Genomic DNA, 18,005 nt, shown 5'->3' with positions numbered 1-18,005 from the left:
GCCTCTGCGTGGTCGAAGTGGCCGAAGCGGTCGGCCACTCGTCATCGGACACGGAGGAATTCCATGCGGAACCACATGCGGAACCACAGGTACGGCGCGGCGGCCGCGCTGGTGGCGGGGATCGCGCTGTTCGTCACGGCCTGTGGTGGAGGCGTCACGGGCTCCGGCGGGGGCGGCGGCTCGGACTCGTCGGGCCAGGGCGCGGCGGCGGACCAGGCCTACGAGCACCGCAAGTGCCTGCGCGAACACGGCGCCGAGGTGAAGGAGCCCGAGCCGGGCCAGGACCCGCGGGCCATGGTCCTGGAGGGCGGCCAGGACAAGATGGGGGAGGCCCTCAAGGCCTGCGGGGGAGCCGGTGGCGCGGGTGGCGCGAAGATGTCGCAGGCCGACAAGGACAGGGCCCTCGAATTCGCCCGGTGCATGCGCGGTAACGGTGTGGACATGCCGGACCCGAAGTTCGACGGCGACTCGGCGATGTCGGGATCGGCGATGAAGGTCCCGGAGGGCGCCGAGAAGGACAAGTTCGACCAGGCGAACAAGGCGTGCAGTGGTCAGAATGCGCAGTGAGCGCGGGCGCAGCCGCCGGACGTACCTGATCGCCGTGCTGGCCACCTCGGTCACGCTCGCGGGCGGGGTCACGGCCCTCTCGCAGACCGGAGGCGCCGGCAGCGCCGGCGTGGCCCGCACGGACGGGCTGCCGCCGAGCACGGGCTCGGTGGAACGCCAGGACCTGAGCAGCCGGACCCGGGTGGACGGGACCCTCGGCTACGCCGAGGAGCGTCGGATCAACGCCGGTGTGCCGGGCACCCTCACCTGGGTCCCGGAGGCCGGGGCGGTGGTGAAACGCGACGGGGTCCTCTACGAGGTCGACGGCCGGAAGGTCCGGCTCATGGTCGGCGAGCGCCCGATGTACCGGACGCTGAAGACCGGAGACGAGGGGCCGGACGTCAGGCAGCTGAAGGAGAACCTCCGCGACCTGGGCTACGGCAAGGGGCTGGCCGCGGACGAGAAGTTCACCGCCGGTACGGCGGAGGCGGTCAAGCGCTGGCAGAAGGCCCACGGCCTGACCCAGAGCGGCGAGATCGGCCCCGAGCAGATCGCCTTCTCGCCCGCCGCGGTGCGGATCAAGAAGAACGACGCGGCCGTCGGCGACCAGGCCGCTCCCGGCAAGCCGGTCCTCACCGCCACCGGCTCCGAACGGCAGGTGCAGATCAAGATCGAGGTCTCCCGGGCCGACCTCGCCAAGCCCGGTACCCGGGTCGAGGTCGACCTGCCCGGCGGTGGCAGGGCCAAGGGCAAGGTCGCCTCCGTCGACCGCACCATCGGTGAGGACGGCAAGGAGCAGGGTTCCCAGGACAAGCCCGCCAAGATCACCGCCCGGGTGGTCTTCGACGACCCGGGGCAGGCGGAGGGCTTCGACCAGGCGCCCGTCACCGTCGAGCTCGAAGGCGAGGTCCGCAAGGACGTGCTGACCGTACCGGTCAACGCGCTGCTCGCGCTGTCCGGCGGCGGCTTCGGCATCCAGATCGTGGAGGACGGGAAGGTGCGCGAAATCCCGGTCGAGCTCGGCATGTTCGGACAGGGCCGGGTCGAGGTCAGCGGGAGCGGCCTGGCCGAGGGAATGAAGGTCGGGGTGCCCAAGTCATGAGCACTGTGGTCGAGTTGAACCAGGTCGCCAAGGAGTACCCGGGCGGGGTCACGGCGCTGCACGGGGTGGACCTGCGCATCGAACGCGGCGAACTGCTCGCCATCGTCGGCCCCTCGGGGTCGGGCAAGTCCACCCTGCTGCACATCGTCGGCACCCTGGACCGGCCCAGTGCCGGATCCGTCACCCTGGCGGGCCACGACGTCGCCGCCCTGTCGGACCGCAGGCTCTCCGCGCTGCGCGCCCGGCACATCGGCTTCGTCTTCCAGTCCTTCCACCTGGTGGCCGGGGTCAGCGCCCGGGACAACGTCGCCGAGGGCCTGCTCTACTCGGGCCTGCCGCGCGCCCAGCGCCGCAGGCGCGCGGCCGTGGCCCTGGAGCGGGTCGGGCTCGCGGACCGGATGCACCACCGGCCGCACGAGCTGTCGGGCGGCCAGCGCCAGCGGGTGGCCATCGCCCGGGCGGTGGTCGGCGAGCCGGACCTGCTGCTGGCCGACGAGCCGACCGGCGCGCTGGACTCCGCGTCGAGCGAGGCGGTGATGGAGCTGCTGTACGACCTCAACGCCGAGGGCGCCACCATCGCGGTGATCACCCACGACGGCGAGATCGCCGACAGCCTGCCGCGCCAGGTCCGCATCCGCGACGGCCGCGTCGTGGCGGACCTGCGCACCGGCGCCGCCGCCCCGGCCGATCGGGGTGGGGAGCGATGAGCCGCACCCGGCTGGCCCCGGCCCGGCTCGGCCCCCGCGACGTCCTCCACGTCGGCTCGGCCGGCCTGCGCACCCGGCCGCTGCGGGTGGTGCTGTCCGCGCTGGGCATCGCCATCGGCATCGCCACCATGATCGCGGTGGTCGGCATCTCCTCCTCCAGCAAGGCGCAACTCCTGCGCCAGCTCGACCAGTTGGGCACCAACCTGCTGGTGGCCTCCCCTGGGCAGGGGCTGTTCGGCGAGAAGGTGAAGCTGCCCGAGGAGTCGGTCGGCATGGTGAGCCGCGTCCCCGGGGTCGAGCAGGTCGGCGCGACCGGGGACCTGGCGCAGTCCGTCAGACGCAGTGAGAAGATCCCCGACGGCGAGACCGGCGGCCTCACCGTGAAGGCCGCCACCGAAGGACTGCTGGACGTCGTGCGCGGCGCGGTCGGCTCGGGCACCTGGCTCAACGAGGCCAACGGGCGCTACCCCTCGACGGTGCTCGGACACGTCGCGGCCCAGCGCCTGGGCATCACCGCCCCGGGCCAGCAGGTCTACATCGGCGGCCGGTACTTCACCGTCATCGGCATCCTGGACCCGCTGCCGCTGGCCCCCGAGATCGAACGGGCCGCCCTGGTCGGCTGGGAGGGCGCTGGCACGCTGCTGGGCTTCGACGGCCACCCGACCCAGATCTACGAACGGTCGACGGACCAGACGGTCGGCGCCGTCCGCGCACTGATCCCCCGCACCGTCGACCCGCAGAACCCGCACAACGTGCAGGTCACCGACCCCTCCTCGGCACTCCAGGCCAAGGCCGCCACCGAGGGGGCGTTCACCGACCTCCTGCTCGGACTGGGCGGGGTGGCGCTCCTGGTCGGCGGCGTCGGGGTCGCCAACACGATGATCATCTCAGTGCTGGAGAGGCGCCACGAGATCGGACTGCGCCGCTCCCTGGGAGCCACCAGGGGCCAGATCCGCCTCCAGTTCGTGACGGAGTCCCTCCTGCTCTCCGGACTGGGCGGGCTGGCCGGCGTGGCCCTGGGCGCGGCCGCCACCTACGCCTTCGCCGCCTCGGGCGGCCTGCCCTGGGTGGTCCCCCTGTGGGCCGTCACCGGGGGCTTCGCCGCCACCCTGCTCATCGGCACGGTCGCAGGCCTCTACCCGGCCGTCCGGGCCTCCCGGCTCTCCCCGACGCTGGCCCTCCACGCCGGCTAGGTCCTGCCCGGTCGATCTCGGCGGATCACCTCGCGGCGCCCCCGGTCGAAGGCTGGGGGCGCGTCGCGTGCCCGGCACGATCGGCCGGACCTGGCCGGCCGACGGATCAGGAGCCAGGGCAGAACTCCGCCTTCAGCTCGTCGGTGAACAGGTCGATCGGCCCGCTGCCGCCGTTCAGCCAGTCCCCGTTGACGTTGGTGGAGAGCAGGTGGCGGCCGTCCCGGCTGCCGTAGGTGTAGGTCCACGAGCCGTTGATGGCGCCGCCCATGCCCCAGACGGTGGTGCAGGGCAGGTTGACGGAGCTGATGCCCAGGCCGTAGGCGGTGTCCTTGATCCACTTGTCCGCCGGGGTCTGGACCATCGTGAACATCTCCTGCTGCTGGGCCGGCGGCAGCAGTCGTCCGCCCAGCAGGGCGGCGAAGAAGGTGTTGAGGTCGCGGGTGGTGGAGATCATGTCGCCGGACGCCCAGCCCCAGGACGGGCTCAGCTCGGTCACGTCGTGGTCCGGAGTGTTCGGGTCGGTGTACCCGAGGTGGGAGTACGCCCGCCCGTGCGGTCCGTGGAGGGTGACGTCGTCGGAGGCGGGCTCGTAGGTGCTGGTGAGGCCGAGCGGGGCGGTGATGCGCTGCCGGATCTGCTGGGCCAGGGTGCTGCCGGAGGCCCGTTCGACGATCATCCCGGCGAGGACGTAGTTGGTGTCGGAGTACGTCCAGCCGGTGCCGGGGGCGAAGTCGGGTCGGTGGGCGCGGGCGATGCCGACGAGCCGCTCGGGGGTGAAATCGTCGAAGCGGTGCTGCAGGAAGGGCTCGTGCCAGAACTCCTTCCCGATCTCGTCGTCCATGGCGAAGTTGGGGACCCCGCTGGTGTGGTTGAGCAGCTGCCGGACGGTGATCCGGTCGGGCTGGTAGCCGGGGGCGTCGAGGACGCCGGGCAGCCAGTGCTCCACGCTGTCGTCCAGGCTCAGCCGGCCCTCGGCGGCGAGCTGGAGCACGACGGTGGAGACGAAGGTCTTGGTGGTGCTGCCGATCCGGAACCGGTCCTGCTCCTGGCGGGGCCGCCCGGTGGTGATGTCGGCGACGCCCGCGTCGCCGAACCAGCGGTGGTGCCCGTTCCGAACCTCGGCGACCGCGCCGGGGAGACCACCGGTCGTCACGCCCCGGGCGAGCAAGGCCTGCACGCCCGGGTGGCGGTCCCGCTGCCCGGCCTGCCCCGCCTGCCCGGTGGCCTGGTCGGCGAACACCGGTGCGGCGGTGGTGACGGTGGCGGCGAGCACGGCCCCGGTGAGCAGGGCGGTGACGGCGGCGCGGGCGGTGGTCCTCATGGCGTGTTCCCCTTCGGCGGTGTTTCCCGTTGACGGGGAGAAAGCTCCCGCGAATTCACGACACCGTCAACATCAACTCCGTGGCCGGTTCCACATCACAGCAGGTCAGTTGACAGATATCCTTGCAATGTGACTGCCAGTGAATGCAACACCTGGGCGCTCCCATTGCAACAATGCGGGCATCGGGTGGATACTTTCCTGACCATCGCGAGGAGCCGCGCAAGGAGCCCGCGCAAGGAACCCGAGAGGACGAGGGGCGAGGACGGATGCCCGGAGGTCGACTGACCCAGCAGGACCGCCGCCGGATCGCCACCGGCCTGGCCGAGGGGCTCGGTTACGGCGCGATCGCCCGCGGCCTCGGCCGGCCGACCTCGACCGTCACCCGCGAGATCGCCCGCAACGGCGGCCCGTCCGGCTACCAGGCCGAGCGCGCCCAGCGTGCGACCGTCCAGCGTTCCCGCCGCAGCCGCTCCGCACCCTCCCCGCGCCCGAGCATCCCGGCTCCCGGCGGCGTCGACCGGGACCCGGCCGCCGTCGGCGAATTCGCCGACCGGCTGGCCGAGTTGCTGGTTCACCTCGGCATGCCCCGGATGGTGGCCCGGGTGCTCGGCTGCCTCTACGTCACCGACGAGGGCAGCCTGACCTCCGGCGACCTGGTGCAGCGGCTGGGGGTCAGTCCGGCCGCCGTCTCCAAGGCGATCGGCTACCTGGAGGGGCAGGCGCTGGTCCGCCGGGAACGCGACGACCGGCGGCGCCGCGAGCGGTACGTCATCGACGGCGACATCTGGTACCGCGCGCTGCTGGCCAGTGCCGAACGCAACGCGATGCTCGCCGGGATCACCCGCCACGGCGCCGAGTTGCTCGGACCCGCCACCCCCGCAGGCGCCCGGATGGACGACGCGTCCGCGCTGCTGGAACGGATCGGCCAGGACATCGTGCGGTCCGTCCGGCAGTGGCACGAGGAGCGCGGCCCGGCCCCGTCCTGACCGCCCGACGACAGACCTTCGACACGATCGGCGGCGCGCAGAGCCCGTTCAACCCCCCGACCGGCAAGTACCTGCGAGGCCCGCTTTCGACCGTCGATATCGAGTCAATCGAGATGATCCTTGAGAGTGATCTGTCCATCGGAAACTAAGGTTCGTTGACAGTGCATCAGTCGGACCAGGCTGCCCCTAGGAGATCCAATGCGCCGACAGCTCTCTGGCCACGTCGACAACTCCCCTTCGCGGCATGCCACGCGTACCTGGTCGAGGGCGGCGCTGGCGGCGGTCGCGCTGGTCGGCGGCCTCGGGCTCCAGGCGCGGCCGGCCGCCGCCGCCGACGACGAGTGGATCTGTGGGCAACTGGTCAAGGGCGCGATCCTCGAGAAGTACCGGAGCATGGGCGGGCAGGACTCGCCGTTGGGCTGTCCCACCAGTGGGGAGGGCATCACCCCTGACGGGCGTGGACGGTTCACGGTCTTCCACGGCGGGTCGATCTACTGGACGCCGACGACCGGTGCGCACCCCGTGTGGGGCCTGATCCGTGACAAGTGGGCCGCCTCCGGCTGGGAGAGGGGAAAGCTCGGCTACCCCCTCACCGACGAGCTCACCAACCCCGACAACCGGGGGAAGCGGCAGCAGTTCGAGGGCGGCACCTACTACTGGCATCCCACCGTGTCCAACGGCGTGCACGCCGTGGTCGGCCGGATCGGCCAGCTGTGGAGCGAGTACGGCTGGGAGGACGGCTCGTTCGGCTATCCGGCCGGCGACGAGACCCAGGTCCTGAACTCGGTCGAGATCCGCCAGCAGTTCAGCAAGGGCTACACGCTGTCGTGGAACCCGGGCGACGGCAAGGTGTGCGCCAGCGAATGCACCTCGTACACGAACATGGTCCGCTCCACCCCCTGGGTCGAGTACACGAAGGTGTACAAGTTCGAGAACAGCGACAAGAAGCTGGTCGAGATCAGGCCGACGGCCGCCGGCTACAAGGAGCCCAGGGCCAACAGCGACGACTCCAACGTCGCCGCGGCCAACTTCAAGAAGCTGTGGGACGAGGTGTGGAGCCTCGCCCCCTATCCCAAGGGGCTGGAAGCCCAGGACAAGGCGAACTCGATCGGCAAGCAGATGTGGTGCCACGCGCTGTGGTCCTTCGACATTCCGATCAAGGGGCGCCTGGGCGGCGACACCTGGGACCTTGAGTCCTGGCGTCCGGACATTCCCTGGTCGCGTATCACCAGCGCCACCGAGGTGTGGAAGCACAAGTGCAACTGGGACTCCTGATCCGACTGAATCCGACTGATCGCCGTGCCACTGGCGCGACGGCGATCACGAGCCGCTGAAGACGCTCTCCGGCCCGGCCGCCTCAGGGACTCGGCCGCCTCAGGGGGTGGAGGCGACGAGGTCGAGGGCGATCCGGGCAGCGCCGTTCGCTGCCCGGGCCGGTGGTGTGACCGGCCGGCTCCGCGTCCCGGCCGGGCCCTTCAGGGCCTCGGCCAGAGCGCTGGCGATGGCGTGCTCCTCGGCAGCGGCCACCACCATGGTCGGGCAGGCCGCAGCCTTCAGGTGGACGCGCTGGTCGTCGAAGTCGCGGACACCGGGCACGGCCACGGCCGGTACGCGGGAGCGGACCAGTTCCTGCACGGTGTTGTACCCGGCGTGGGTGATCGCGGCGTCGGCATGCCAGTACACGTCGTAGGCGGGCCCCAGGTACGGGCGGACCCGCACCGGCCCGGGCATGCCGGGCGGCACGAGGACGGCTCCGTCGAAGTGCGGGCCGGTGAGCACCAGGACGTCGACGTCGGCGGGGGCATGTCGGCGGCGCGCGAACTCGCGGATGCCGTGCAGCGCGGCCGTGAGGAATCCGGGCGCGTCGTCGTGCCCACCGCCACCGGCCACCACCGCGATCCGCAGGGCCCGGGTGTCCTCGGGCCAGGGCGAGCGGTCGTCGAGCAGCGGTCGGACGACGTGGGGCACGCCCAGCACGCGCACCCCGTGGGCGGTCTCCTCCCGTCCCGGCTCGCCCAGCAGGTAGATGGTGCCGATGGCGGGCGTGTGGCGGGAGACCCAGTCCGGTGGGTCGGGGCGGTTGCGCTGGAAGCGGTGCACCAGGAACTGGGGGCAGCCCAGTCGGGCGGCTTGGTCGTACAGTTCCCGCTGCACCGTCACGTCGTGCAGGACCACGTCGTCGCGTCGCAGCACCCGGGTGACCATGGCCCGGGCGAGACCGTGGTCCACCGCGGGACCGGTCCCGTGCAGTGCCTCGCCGACCAGGCTGTCGGCGTCGGTGGGCAGGACGGTCTGGGTGAATCCGTAGTCGTCGATCAGCCGTTGGGCCCGTTCGGTCAGCAGCAGGGAGTCCCAGCCCAGGCCGCGCAGTTCGCTGTGCACGGCGATCTGGCGGGAGACGTGGCCCAGCCCTCGGCCCCAGGTGAAGGAGACCACGCGGCCGTTCACGGCGTTCAGCCGCCGATCATGGACATGCTGCGGTCGGGCCGGACGAAGTCGGGGTGGTTGATCTTGTGTCCGGGCCACTTGCGCCACATCGCCTCGCGGACCAGCCGTTCCAGTTCGGTGTCGTCGGCGCCCGTGCGGAGCGCGGTGCGCAGGTCGGTCTCCTCCAGCGCGAACAGGCAGACGCGGAAGGCTCCTTCCGCGGTGGTCCGCATGCGGTTGCAGCTGTCGCAGAAGGGCTTCGTCACCGAGGGGATGAAGCCCAGGACCCCGGGCGCTCCGTCGGCGAAGCGGAAGGAGGTGGCCGGCTGCGGCGCGTCCTGGGTGACGGGGACCAGGTCGTAGGCGGCGGAGACCGCCGTCAGCGTCTCCGCGGCCGGGACCACCTTCTCCCGCTCCCAGGTCCGCTCGGCGTCCAGCGGCATGTACTCGATGAAGCGCACGTCGTAGCCGCCTTCCCGCGCCAGGCGGGCGAAGTCGACGGCCTCGTCGTCGTTGGTGCCGCGGATCACCACACAGTTGATCTTGATCGGGTCGAATCCCGCCTCGCGGGCCGCCTCCAGACCCGCGGTCACCTTGTCGAAGGCGTCCCGACGGGTCATCTCGGCGTAGCGGTGCCTCATCAGGGAGTCGCAGGACACCGTGATGCGGCGGAGCCCCGCTTCCCGCAGGGGCTGGGCCAGGCGGTCCAGCAGCAGCCCGTTGGTGGTGATGGAGACGTCCACCCCCTCCAGCGCGCACACGCGGGCCACGATCTCGGGCAGTTCCCGGCGGACGGTCGGCTCCCCGCCGGTGATCTTGAAGTCGCGCACCCCGAGGGAGTGGAAGAGCCGGGCGAGCCGGTCGATCTCGTCGACGGTCAGGAGCTCCTCCTTCTCCAGCCAGGGCAGCCCTTCGGCCGGCATGCAGTAGGTGCAGCGCAGGTTGCACTTGTCGATCACGGAGATGCGCAGGTCGCCGCCGATCCGGCCGAACGTGTCGATGAGCGGGCCGCCGGTCGGGGCGGGTCCCGGATTGCGCCAGTCAACCTTGGGCTCGGTCATGTCGGTCGCTCCTTCGCTTGGCGGAGCCGGTGCGCACCGGGAGCAGTTCCTCGAAGCGCGCCAGCACCTGGTCGGGGTTCATGTCGGAGGTGTCGAGGCGGTGGACGGGGATCCGCGGGGCGAGCTCCTCGGCCACGTCCTCGAAGCACTGGGCCACCAGGGACACGTAGGAGCTGGTGAACGAGCGCTCCAGGACGCGGTTGCGGCGGCGGAGCCGGCGCATCAGCACGTCGGTACGGGCGGTCAGGTGCACCACCGCGTCGGGTGGTGGCAGCGCGGAGGTGATCAGGTGGTGGTAGCGGTAGTACGTCTCGTACTGCTGGGCGCTCAGGGCGCCGCTCAGCCGGAGCGCCTTGGCGTAGGCCAGCGCGCTGTGCACGTCCTGGTCCATGACGCCCGTCTCGCCGGTGCGGAGGTTCTGCAGCACCCGCAGGAGCAGGGTCTCCATCTGGCAGAAGAACCCCGAGGCGTCGTCGCCGCGCAGGTAGCGGGTCAGGTAGTTGTCCGGCCCCCGGTCCCGGCCCCGGCTCACCGGGACGACGTCCCGTACGTGCTCGGTCTCCGGGGCGCGGGCGGTGTGCCGCTTCAGCAGGGTGCTCTTGCCGACGGCGGGCGGGCCGATGACCACCACGCGGGCCGCTCCGTCCTTGCGCCACAGGGCGGGGACCGGATCGATCAGCCGTCGTGCCTCGTCCTCGATCTCGGCGGTGGTCCGGCCCTCCCCGTCCGTGGCGGTGGTCAGGTGGGACAGCCGCAGCTCGCCGAGGCAGTACGCGGAATGCGGATCGAGTTCGACACCCTCCCCGGTGACGGTCTCCGGCGGGCTCCAGCGGAGCCCCGGTCCGGGTGTGGTGCGCCGGGCGGTGCCCGCGCACCGGTGGGCGAACACCCGCACGTCGTAGGGCGCTTCCCCGCGGGGGCCGGGCGGGAGGTGGAGTTCGGTCAGGTAGTGCAGACGGGCCGCGGTCACGCGTTGTCGGCAGGCGTGGCGGGCCACGTCCGCCGCGACCTTCCGAGCCGTGGTTCCCGGTGGCACGACGGCCCAGGGCAGGCCGGCCCGCTCGTCGGTCGACCGCGGTTCGGTGAGCAGGACCCGGTCCTGCTCGTCGAGGATGACGCATGCGGCGCGGAGGTGCTCCGGGCGGTGCCGGGGCGGTGGTTCGGTGAGCATCGCGGTCCTCGCGGTCGATCGGGGAAGCCGGGGAAGGCGGGTAAGCCGGGGATCGGGCGGGGTCAGGCGGCGCAGGCCGGCGGCAGCCTGGCCTTCACGTACGCCCGGCGGGCCAGTTCCGCCAGGGCGAGCAGGGCCACCCGCTCCGCGAAGGCGACCGGATCCACGGCCCGTCCCGCCTTCCGCACGGTTTCCCGGGGTGGCAGCAGCCAGGAGAAGCGCACGTCACCGCTGAGCAGCGCCCGCAGGAGGGCGTCGTGCGGCGGCAGCGGGCAGGGAAACGCCGCCCGCACCCGGAACTCGGGCTGACCCACCGTCGTGTCGTCGGTGTTCCGCTGCTCCGGCCCGCCGTCCGCCTCGACCAGGCCGTGGAGTCGGCACCCGGGCGACTCCTGGAGGACCAGGGTCCGTGGGCCGTCGGACGCCTCCTCCAGCGGGGGCACGCCGAGCCACCAGCAGCGCTCGGCTCCCCTGGTCACGGCCGGGTCGGGACCGACCGGGTCGAGCAGCTCGCCGTCCCAGCCCCGGCGGGCCAGGTCGGCACGGAGCCGGTCGGCCGGGACGGGGAACAGCGAGGCCGCACGCCATCGGGGCACCCGCACCCCCGGGGGAAGCACCGCCGGTACCCGCCACCGGCGGACGGGGGAGCGCTCGATGTTCGCCAGCAGCTGCCGGTAGGAGGAGTCCGGGAACCGCACCCCGCCGCCGAGGTGGGGCTGGGCGTCCAGCAGGCTCGCCAGCACGAGCAGCCCCACGCCGTCGTCCGGCCCGGACGCGGGGGCGGGCCATTCGCCGCGCCCGAGCACACCGAGGTAGTGGGTGCGGCCCGCGTCGGTGAACGTCCCGGACGCGAGGGACGGGTCCTCGCCTCGGGCCAGGCAGTGGGCGATGCGCGGCCAGAACCGAGCCGGCTGCGGTCCGGAGCGCGGCTGCGACCGGAGGAGCGGGGGAGCGGTACGGGCCCGCGGCGCCGAGGGCGGACGCACCGGACGGCCCTGGAGCCAGGCGTCGAGCTCGCGGTCCAGTTCCACCAGCGCCGAACCGAGCCGGGCGCGCAGCAGGAGGGCGAACAGCCCGATGCCCGACAGCATCACCGGCCCGGTGGCGGGGATCGGGTCGTGACGGCTGGTGACGACGGCCGGGCCGGGGTCCGGATCGGCCGCCGGACCGGGCCGTACCTCGCGCAGCCGCCCTCCGTACTGCGCCGCGGAGTAGCCCAGAGGCCCGTCGAGCAGGTCGTCCAGGTCGCTGGCGGAGAGGGCCGTCTCGACGTCCGGCACGCTCTCCGGCGGCAGGGTGCACAGCGTGCCGTCGGCGCCCAGCCGTACCGTCCGCTCCGCCAGGGGTTCCGCGTCGGCGCCCACCGCGACGAAGCGGTAGGCGGTGGTGCGCAGCCGGCCCCGGGCGGCCGCGGCGAGGTCGGGGAGGCCTGGCACCTCGACCTCGCCGGACCGTCCCTCCGCTCCTGCGGACGCGGGGAGCAGCCGGTCCAGTGCGGCGGCAGCTCCGTCGTGGCCGTCCTCGGCCGCGGGGGCGGGGCCCGCGGCCAGCCGGCCGATCCAGCTTCCCGGGCGGTAGCTGCGGTCGCGCGGCTCGTCGGTGGCCCGCACCCAGTCCACGGCGGACTCCTCCCAGCGCACGGTCCCTCCCGCCACGGTGAGCCGGTCTCCCGGGCCGGGGCGCAGCACCCGGCGGTCCGGGTCGTCCACGCGCAGTGCCTGGTCGACGAGGCGGGGCGGTACGGGGAACTTGTGCCCGTTGAGCCAGGCCGCGTCGCCCAGTCCGTACTGCCCTTCCGGCAGCGGGACCACGTGTGCGGGACGGACCTGTGCCATCAGCGCCGTCAGCGGGTCGGACCAGTCCGGGCCCGTTCCGGGTGGGACGCCCTCCACGCTGCGGGTCTCCTCGATCGGTTGGCAGGGAGCCAGCAGGACGTCCGGGGGTGGTCCGTCGGTGAGCAGTCGTCGCACCCACGCGGGTGTGACCAGGCTGTCGACCATGTGCCAGACGAAGGCGTCCCGGGTGCGGACCGAGAGTCCGTGTTCGGGGACGGCCATGGTCGAGGGCGTCCAGGTCAGTTCGACGCCGCGGCACGGGCTGAACGCCGTCCAGTCGCGCACCACGACGGTGTCGCGGAAGCCGAGTCGGCGAAGGGCGTGCGCGATCCTCGGGTCGTCGGGGTGCAGGACCGGCAGCGTCCGGTCGAGCCGGGCCAGGGAGGCGGGGTCGAAGTGGTCGCGGTGGGAGTGGGAGATCCACACCGCGTCGGGCCGGGGCAGCGCGCGCGGCAGGACGCTTCGGGCCGGGGCGAAGCCGAGGAGGCCGCCGCGGTAGCTGTCGTGTAGGTGGGGGTCGCAGAGCAGGGTGAAGTCGTCCGCCCGGATCAGGAGCGTCGCGTGTCCGCCGAGTTCTAGCGCGACTGGCATGCCGCGCTCCTCAGGGAGGTGGCCAGGGCGCGGAACGCCCGTCCTCGGCAGTACAGTCGGGCCTTCTCGTCGGCGGTCATCTGGCCGAGCGTGCGTCCGTCGCCCTCGTCGGGCACGAACACGGTGTCGTAGCCGAATCCGCGGTCGCCGAGCGGGCTTTCGGTGATCCAGCCCCGGGCGACCCCTTCGCTGACCACCCGCCGTCCGTCCGGGTAGCAGAGCAGCGCCACGGTGCGCACCCGGGCCCCCCGGCCCGGTGCGGTGACGCCCGCCATCTCGGCGAGCACCTTGGCCACGTTCGCGGTGTCGTCCGCGCCCTCGCCGGCGTAGCGGGCCGAGAACAGGCCGGGAGCGCGTCCGAGGGCGTCCACCTCCATCACGGTGTCGTCGGCCACCGCGGGCAGGCGGGTCGCGAGGGCCACCGCGGAGGCCTTGAGGTAGGCGTTCTCCTCGACGGTCGTCCCGTCCTCGACGACGTCGGGGAGCCACATGGGTCTGGGCAGCAACTCCAGGACCCCGTCGAGCAGTTCGACGATCTCGGCGGCCTTGCGGGGATTGGCGGTCGCCAGTACGGCGTGCATCATGCGCGTGTCCCGTCCGCTTGCCGGGGGTGTGTCCGGCTGCCCCTGCGCCCCGGCAGCACTTCGGGCTCCGACCTGCTGTGGCCCATGGCCAGGTAGCCGCCGTCGACCGGTAGATCGGCGCCGGTGACGAACGACGCGCCGGGCCCGCAGAGGAACAGCACGACGGCCGCGACCTCCTCCGGCTGCCCCACGCGCCGCAGGATGTGGTGGTCGCCGAGCACGGGGCCCCAGCGTGCCCGGTCGCCACCGGTCATCCGGTCGGTCTCCGGAGTCCAGATCAGGCCCGGTGAAACGCTGTTGACCCGGATGCCGTCGTCGGCGAGGTCGAGCGCCTGGCAGCGGGTCAGCGCGAGCAGCGCTCCCTTGCCCGCGCTGTAGGTCCACTGGTGGGGCTGGGCGATGTGTCCCGAGACCGAGGCGACGTTGACCACCGAGGCTCCTCGCGCCGCGCGCAGCAGGGGTGCCAGGGCCGACGTCATCATGGCGCTGCCCTTGACGTTCACTCCCAGGCTCCGGTCCCAGTCCGTCGGCCCGGCGCCCTCGCCGAGGGCCAGGAAGCTCGCCGCGCAGTTGACGAGCGAGCGGACCGGCAGGCCTGTTGCTCCGGCCGCCCGCGCGGCCTCCAGGCAGTCCGGGTGCCGTGAGATGTCGCCCACCACCACGGAGGCCGCCGGGCCGAGTTCGGCGGCGACGCGGCGCAGCCCGTCGGAATCCCGGTCCACCAGGACGGCGTGGGCTCCCGCGGCGACGAAGGCGTGGGCCACGGCGCGACCGATGCCCGATGCGCTTCCGGTGATCACGCAGGCCGTGTCGGCGAGGCTCCGATGAGGTGGGGAGGGGGTCCTTGCGGGGTCGGGGTCGGGCGCCATGTCCCGCCTCCTCGGTTCGGAGCGACGGCGATCAGTCTTCGGACGAACCACCTACCTGTGACTTATGGTGCACGTGGTGATACGCACCGCAACCCAGTGTGTCCCCTTCTCCGATCCCCCGACCCGTCGCCAGCCGGAGGAGCGCCCTTGCACCCGCCTGAAACGACCGGATTCCCGGTGCCTCCCGAGGACCGCCGACTGTCGCCGCACACCGGCTGGACGCGAGCCCATTGGGAGGCCGTCGCCGACCGCCTGCTGGACGCCCTGCTGCCCTTCACCCGCCCGCAGGGGGCCGCGGTGCGGCCACCCGGCGCGCCGAGCTGGTCCGGCCCGGACGTCGACGGGCTCGAGGGCTTCGCCCGCGCCTTCCTCCTCCTCGCCGTCCGACTCGCCGGCGCCGAGGGCGCGGACCCGGCCAACCGCACCGAGCGCTGGGCGCTGGGGCTGGCCGCGGGCACCCGCCGGGGCGGCCCCGAGGCCTGGCCGCAGATCACCGACTGCTCCCAGCAGATCGTGGAGGCGGCGTCCATCGCCGTCGGGCTGCACCTGTCCCGGCCCTGGCTCTGGGACCGGCTGGCCCCGACGACGCAGGGCCGACTCGTCGACTGGCTCTCCCCGGTGGTCGGTTGCCGCACCCGCGACAACAACCACGTGCTCTTCCAGGTCGTCGTGGAGGAGTTCCTCGCGTCCCTGGGCGCCCTCGACGACCGCACCGGGATCGAGGCGGGGCTGGACCGCGCCGACGAGTGGTACCGGGGCGACGGCTGGTACCAGGACGGCCCGACCCGGCGCAGCGACTACCGCGACGACAGCGACGGCGCGGTCCGCCAGGGGGACCGGACGTACGAGGCCGGAGAACGCTTCGACTACTACAACGCCTGGGGCTTCCACCACTACACGCTGCTCTGGAGCCGGATGGCCGGCCCCCGGGGCGTCGCACGCGCCACCGTCTACCGGCAACGCCTGCACGCGTTCCTCGCCCAGTACGTCCACCTCTTCGGCGCCGACGGGGCGCCCGTGCACCACGGGCGCTCGCTCTCCTACCGGTTCGCCTGCCTCGCCCCGGTGTGGCTCGGAGCCCTGGAGGACGCGACGCCGCTGCCACCCGGGCTCACCCGCCGACTCGCGAGCACGACGCTGCGCCACTTCGTGCGCAACGGGGCGCCCGACGAGCGGGGGCTGCTGCCGCTGGGCTGGTACGGGGCGTTCCGGCCCTCGGCCCAGGCCTACAGCGGCCCCGGCTCGCCGTACGCCGCGAGCAAGGGATTCCTGGGCCTGCTGCTCCCTGCGGACCACCCCGTCTGGACGGCCCCCGAGGAAGACCTGCCGGTCGAGCGGGCCGGCCACGCGACGGCGCTCCCGGTGCCCGGCTTCCTCGTCCAGGCCACCCGCGAGGACGGCCTGGTCCGGCTGCTCAACCACGGGAGCCACTACCTGACCCCACCGCCCGGTACGCGCCGCGACGATCCGCACTACGCGAAGCTCGCCTACTCCACGCGGACCGGCCCCGAGGTCGGCGCAGCCGCGGGGGAGCAGCGCCTCGACAACCACATCGCCCTCGTCTCGCCGAGCGGGCAGGTCTCCCGGCGCGAGCGCATCCACCGCGTCGCCGTCACCGACGGCTACGCCGCGTCCTGGCACCGGCCCCGGATGGACGACGACGAGCTTCCGGCCGCCTGCCGCATCGACAGCGTGTCCATCGTGATCGGCGCACGGGAGGTGCGGATCCACCGGGTGGCCGCCCCCGCCGGCTACACGGTCCGTGAAGGCGGCTACGCGCTCGCCGATCAGGACCCGCTCCGCGCCGACACCAGTGGCACCCGCGCCACCGTGCGACGCGGCGACGGGCTCGTCAGCGCCATCGCCGGACTGCACGGATGGACCGGAGCGCACGTCCGACACGGGTACGGCTCGAACGCCTTCGGAACGCATTCGGCCGTACCGTACTGCTCGACCGCCCCCGGCGTCCCCGCCGTCCCCGCCGTCTCCCCGGGCCCGACGACGGCACCGCTGCGGGAATCGATCCACGTGTCCGTCGTCCTGCTCACCGCGAACGGCGCGGATCCCGCCCACGAGGCGCTCCCCCCGGGGCTCTCGGTGAGCGTCGACGGCCTCACCGTGCGCCTGGACCTCCAGGGCCGCGCGTCATGGCTGGTCAGACCCGGCACACCGCAACCGGTCGTCGGAGGTCCGCGTGTCGCCCACCCCGCATGAGATCTTCACCTCGGGAGCGCCGCACTACGCCCGCTACCAGCCCCGCTACCCGCGGGGACTCTACGACCACCTCACCGAGAAGTTCGAGCTGAACGGGACCCAGACGGCCCTCGACCTCGGATGCGGGCCCGGCACCCTGGCCCTCCCGCTGTCCCGGCTGGTCGCCCGCGTCATCGCCGTGGACCCGGAACCGGGCATGCTCGAAGCAGGCGCGACGATCGCCGAACGGCAGAACGTCGACAACATCCAGTGGAAGCGAGGAGGCTCCTCGGACCTGCGCGCGCTGGGCATTCCTCCGCTGGACCTCTGCGTCATGGGCAGATCGTTCCACTGGATGTCCCGCGAGCAGGTGCTCGCCGACCTCGACGGCCTCGTCAACCCCCAGGGCGGTGTGGTCCTCGTCGCCACGACTCCATCCGAAACGGAGTGGTCCCGTGCCGTGGACGGGGTGCGGGAGCGGTACCGCACGCACCCCGGCGGCGGAGACGACGGCTCCCGCCCGGAACCGCAAGAGCCCAACCGTGAGATCCTTCGACGCTCCCCCTTCCCCCGCGTCACGGCCGAGCACTGGACGTACCGCATCGACCGCACCCTCGACGAGGTCGTCGGCCTCCAGTTCTCGCACTCCTCCTTCACCCCCGCCCGGCTCGGCGGCCGCAAGGACGCCTTCGAACGGGACCTACGGACGGCGCTGGCCGACCTCGGCCCGAACGGCCGCTTCGAACAGACCGTCCGCACCGAGGCACTGACCGCGACGCGGCGGCACCGAGCTCCCCGCCCCGGCTAGTTGACGTGCGGAAATGGCCCCTCCGGGACCGGCACGCCGAGGAAGGGGGCGAGCCGTTCGTACCCCTCGCCCCCGACGACGTCCAGGACGAGCAGATCGTCCTCCCGACCCGCGAAGTACCCGGTCACTCCGGCGACATGCCGCCGGTGCACCCCGCGGAACCGCTCCGCGTGGAACGCGTGGCAGCCGTACACCGCGGACCTCAGGAAGCGCTGCAGTTCGAGGTGGACCTCACTCCGGACGGCCTCCTCCGGCAGGGGCCGTTCCCAGTGCGCCCGGCAGGACCGCAGCCAGCCCTCCTCCTCACGGACGGTCAGCACGAACTTGCTGCCCGGCCAGGCGAGGTCGAGATCCTGGTAGTACGGCACGACGGTGATGTCGGTGATGCCGTCGTGCGATTCGAGCAGCGGGAACCGCGCACTGCCGGCCAGCAACGTCCGGTAGGTGGCCCGGTCGACCGGGTAGTGGACGACGTCGAACCCCAGGACGCCCAGGGCCGCGGTCAGGGAGCGCGTGCCCGTGCGCGTCAGACCGACGCCGAAGACCTTCGGCGGGTACGGGAGGCCGCAGCCGCGCCCGGAGGGGACCGGCGGAGTTGAGGATTCGCTCAC

16 protein-coding genes are annotated in these 18,005 nt (G+C 72.8%); 8 read left to right on the top strand and 8 right to left on the bottom strand.

Going from position 1 to position 18,005, the window contains the following annotated elements:
- Nucleotides 1-75: 75 nt before the first annotated feature.
- Genes OG556_RS34230 through OG556_RS34215 form a run of 4 tightly spaced genes read left to right on the top strand, consistent with a single transcriptional unit; the run spans nt 76 to nt 3,548 of the window.
- Nucleotides 76-567 (top strand): hypothetical protein, encoded by a 492-nt coding sequence (locus OG556_RS34230; protein WP_371523064.1) that lies wholly within the window; start codon nt 76-78, stop codon nt 565-567.
- Nucleotides 557-1,648, top strand: coding sequence for a peptidoglycan-binding protein (locus tag OG556_RS34225; RefSeq protein WP_331742974.1), 1,092 nt, complete (start codon nt 557-559; stop codon nt 1,646-1,648). Before OG556_RS34230 ends, OG556_RS34225 begins: the two co-directional genes overlap by 11 nt.
- Nucleotides 1,645-2,355: an ABC transporter ATP-binding protein gene (locus OG556_RS34220; RefSeq protein ID WP_331742971.1), complete on the top strand. Its 711-nt coding sequence runs from the start codon at nt 1,645-1,647 to the stop codon at nt 2,353-2,355. The genes OG556_RS34225 and OG556_RS34220 overlap by 4 nt, the downstream gene beginning before the upstream one ends.
- Nucleotides 2,352-3,548, top strand: coding sequence for an ABC transporter permease (locus tag OG556_RS34215; RefSeq protein WP_331742968.1), 1,197 nt, complete (start codon nt 2,352-2,354; stop codon nt 3,546-3,548). The genes OG556_RS34220 and OG556_RS34215 overlap by 4 nt, the downstream gene beginning before the upstream one ends.
- 106 nt (nt 3,549-3,654) lie before the next feature.
- Here the strand turns inward: OG556_RS34215 and OG556_RS34210 are convergent, their stop codons facing one another.
- Nucleotides 3,655-4,869, bottom strand: a complete 1,215-nt coding sequence (locus tag OG556_RS34210) for a serine hydrolase domain-containing protein (RefSeq protein WP_331742965.1) — start codon at nt 4,867-4,869, stop codon at nt 3,655-3,657.
- A 266-nt stretch (nt 4,870-5,135) separates the two neighbouring features.
- Here OG556_RS34210 and OG556_RS34205 point away from each other — a divergent pair, with 266 nt between their 5' ends.
- Together OG556_RS34205 and OG556_RS34200 are read left to right on the top strand one after the other, a co-directional pair.
- On the top strand, nt 5,136-5,855 hold the full coding sequence (locus OG556_RS34205; protein WP_331742962.1) for a helix-turn-helix domain-containing protein: 720 nt from the start codon (nt 5,136-5,138) through the stop codon (nt 5,853-5,855).
- Nucleotides 5,856-6,053: 198 nt separating this feature from the next.
- Nucleotides 6,054-7,130: a hypothetical protein gene (locus tag OG556_RS34200; protein ID WP_331742959.1), complete on the top strand. Its 1,077-nt coding sequence runs from the start codon at nt 6,054-6,056 to the stop codon at nt 7,128-7,130.
- Nucleotides 7,131-7,229: 99 nt separating this feature from the next.
- Here OG556_RS34200 and OG556_RS34195 read toward each other — a convergent pair whose 3' ends face one another.
- The 6 genes from OG556_RS34195 to OG556_RS34170 form a co-directional block, all read right to left on the bottom strand.
- Nucleotides 7,230-8,303, bottom strand: coding sequence for a glycosyltransferase (locus OG556_RS34195; protein WP_331742956.1), 1,074 nt, complete (start codon nt 8,301-8,303; stop codon nt 7,230-7,232).
- 5 nt (nt 8,304-8,308) lie between these two features.
- Complete coding sequence (moaA, locus tag OG556_RS34190) at nt 8,309-9,343, bottom strand: GTP 3',8-cyclase MoaA (protein ID WP_331742953.1); 1,035 nt, start codon at nt 9,341-9,343, stop codon at nt 8,309-8,311.
- Nucleotides 9,324-10,514, bottom strand: a complete 1,191-nt coding sequence (locus OG556_RS34185) for a deoxynucleoside kinase (protein ID WP_331742950.1) — start codon at nt 10,512-10,514, stop codon at nt 9,324-9,326. Before OG556_RS34185 ends, moaA begins: the two co-directional genes overlap by 20 nt.
- Nucleotides 10,515-10,576: 62 nt before the next feature.
- A complete protein-coding gene (locus tag OG556_RS34180; RefSeq protein ID WP_331742948.1) occupies nt 10,577-12,940 on the bottom strand; it encodes an MBL fold metallo-hydrolase in 2,364 nt (787 codons plus the stop codon).
- Nucleotides 12,925-13,524, bottom strand: coding sequence for a non-canonical purine NTP pyrophosphatase (locus OG556_RS34175; protein ID WP_331742946.1), 600 nt, complete (start codon nt 13,522-13,524; stop codon nt 12,925-12,927). The genes OG556_RS34180 and OG556_RS34175 overlap by 16 nt, the downstream gene beginning before the upstream one ends.
- Entirely contained in the window at nt 13,521-14,393 is an 873-nt protein-coding gene (locus OG556_RS34170; protein ID WP_331742942.1) for an SDR family oxidoreductase, read from the bottom strand. Before OG556_RS34170 ends, OG556_RS34175 begins: the two co-directional genes overlap by 4 nt.
- A gap of 177 nt (nt 14,394-14,570) precedes the next feature.
- Between OG556_RS34170 and OG556_RS34165 the strand changes: the two genes are divergently transcribed.
- Together OG556_RS34165 and OG556_RS34160 are read left to right on the top strand one after the other, a co-directional pair.
- Nucleotides 14,571-16,607, top strand: coding sequence for a DUF2264 domain-containing protein (locus OG556_RS34165; RefSeq protein WP_331742939.1), 2,037 nt, complete (start codon nt 14,571-14,573; stop codon nt 16,605-16,607).
- Nucleotides 16,588-17,394 carry a class I SAM-dependent methyltransferase gene (locus tag OG556_RS34160; RefSeq protein WP_331742936.1) on the top strand — a complete coding sequence of 269 codons (807 nt, stop codon included), beginning with the start codon at nt 16,588-16,590 and terminating at the stop codon, nt 17,392-17,394. Before OG556_RS34165 ends, OG556_RS34160 begins: the two co-directional genes overlap by 20 nt.
- On the opposite strand, the gene OG556_RS34155 is transcribed toward OG556_RS34160, so the two are convergent.
- Nucleotides 17,391-18,005, bottom strand: coding sequence for a sulfotransferase family protein (locus tag OG556_RS34155; RefSeq protein ID WP_331742933.1), 615 nt, complete (start codon nt 18,003-18,005; stop codon nt 17,391-17,393). The genes OG556_RS34160 and OG556_RS34155 overlap by 4 nt on opposite strands.

Source organism: Kitasatospora sp. NBC_01300, assembly GCF_041435235.1.
In the GTDB taxonomy this organism is placed as follows: Bacteria; Actinomycetota; Actinomycetes; order Streptomycetales; family Streptomycetaceae; genus Kitasatospora.
Note: the sequence above shows the minus strand (reverse complement) of the source record. Positions and strands in the feature narration are given on the sequence as shown.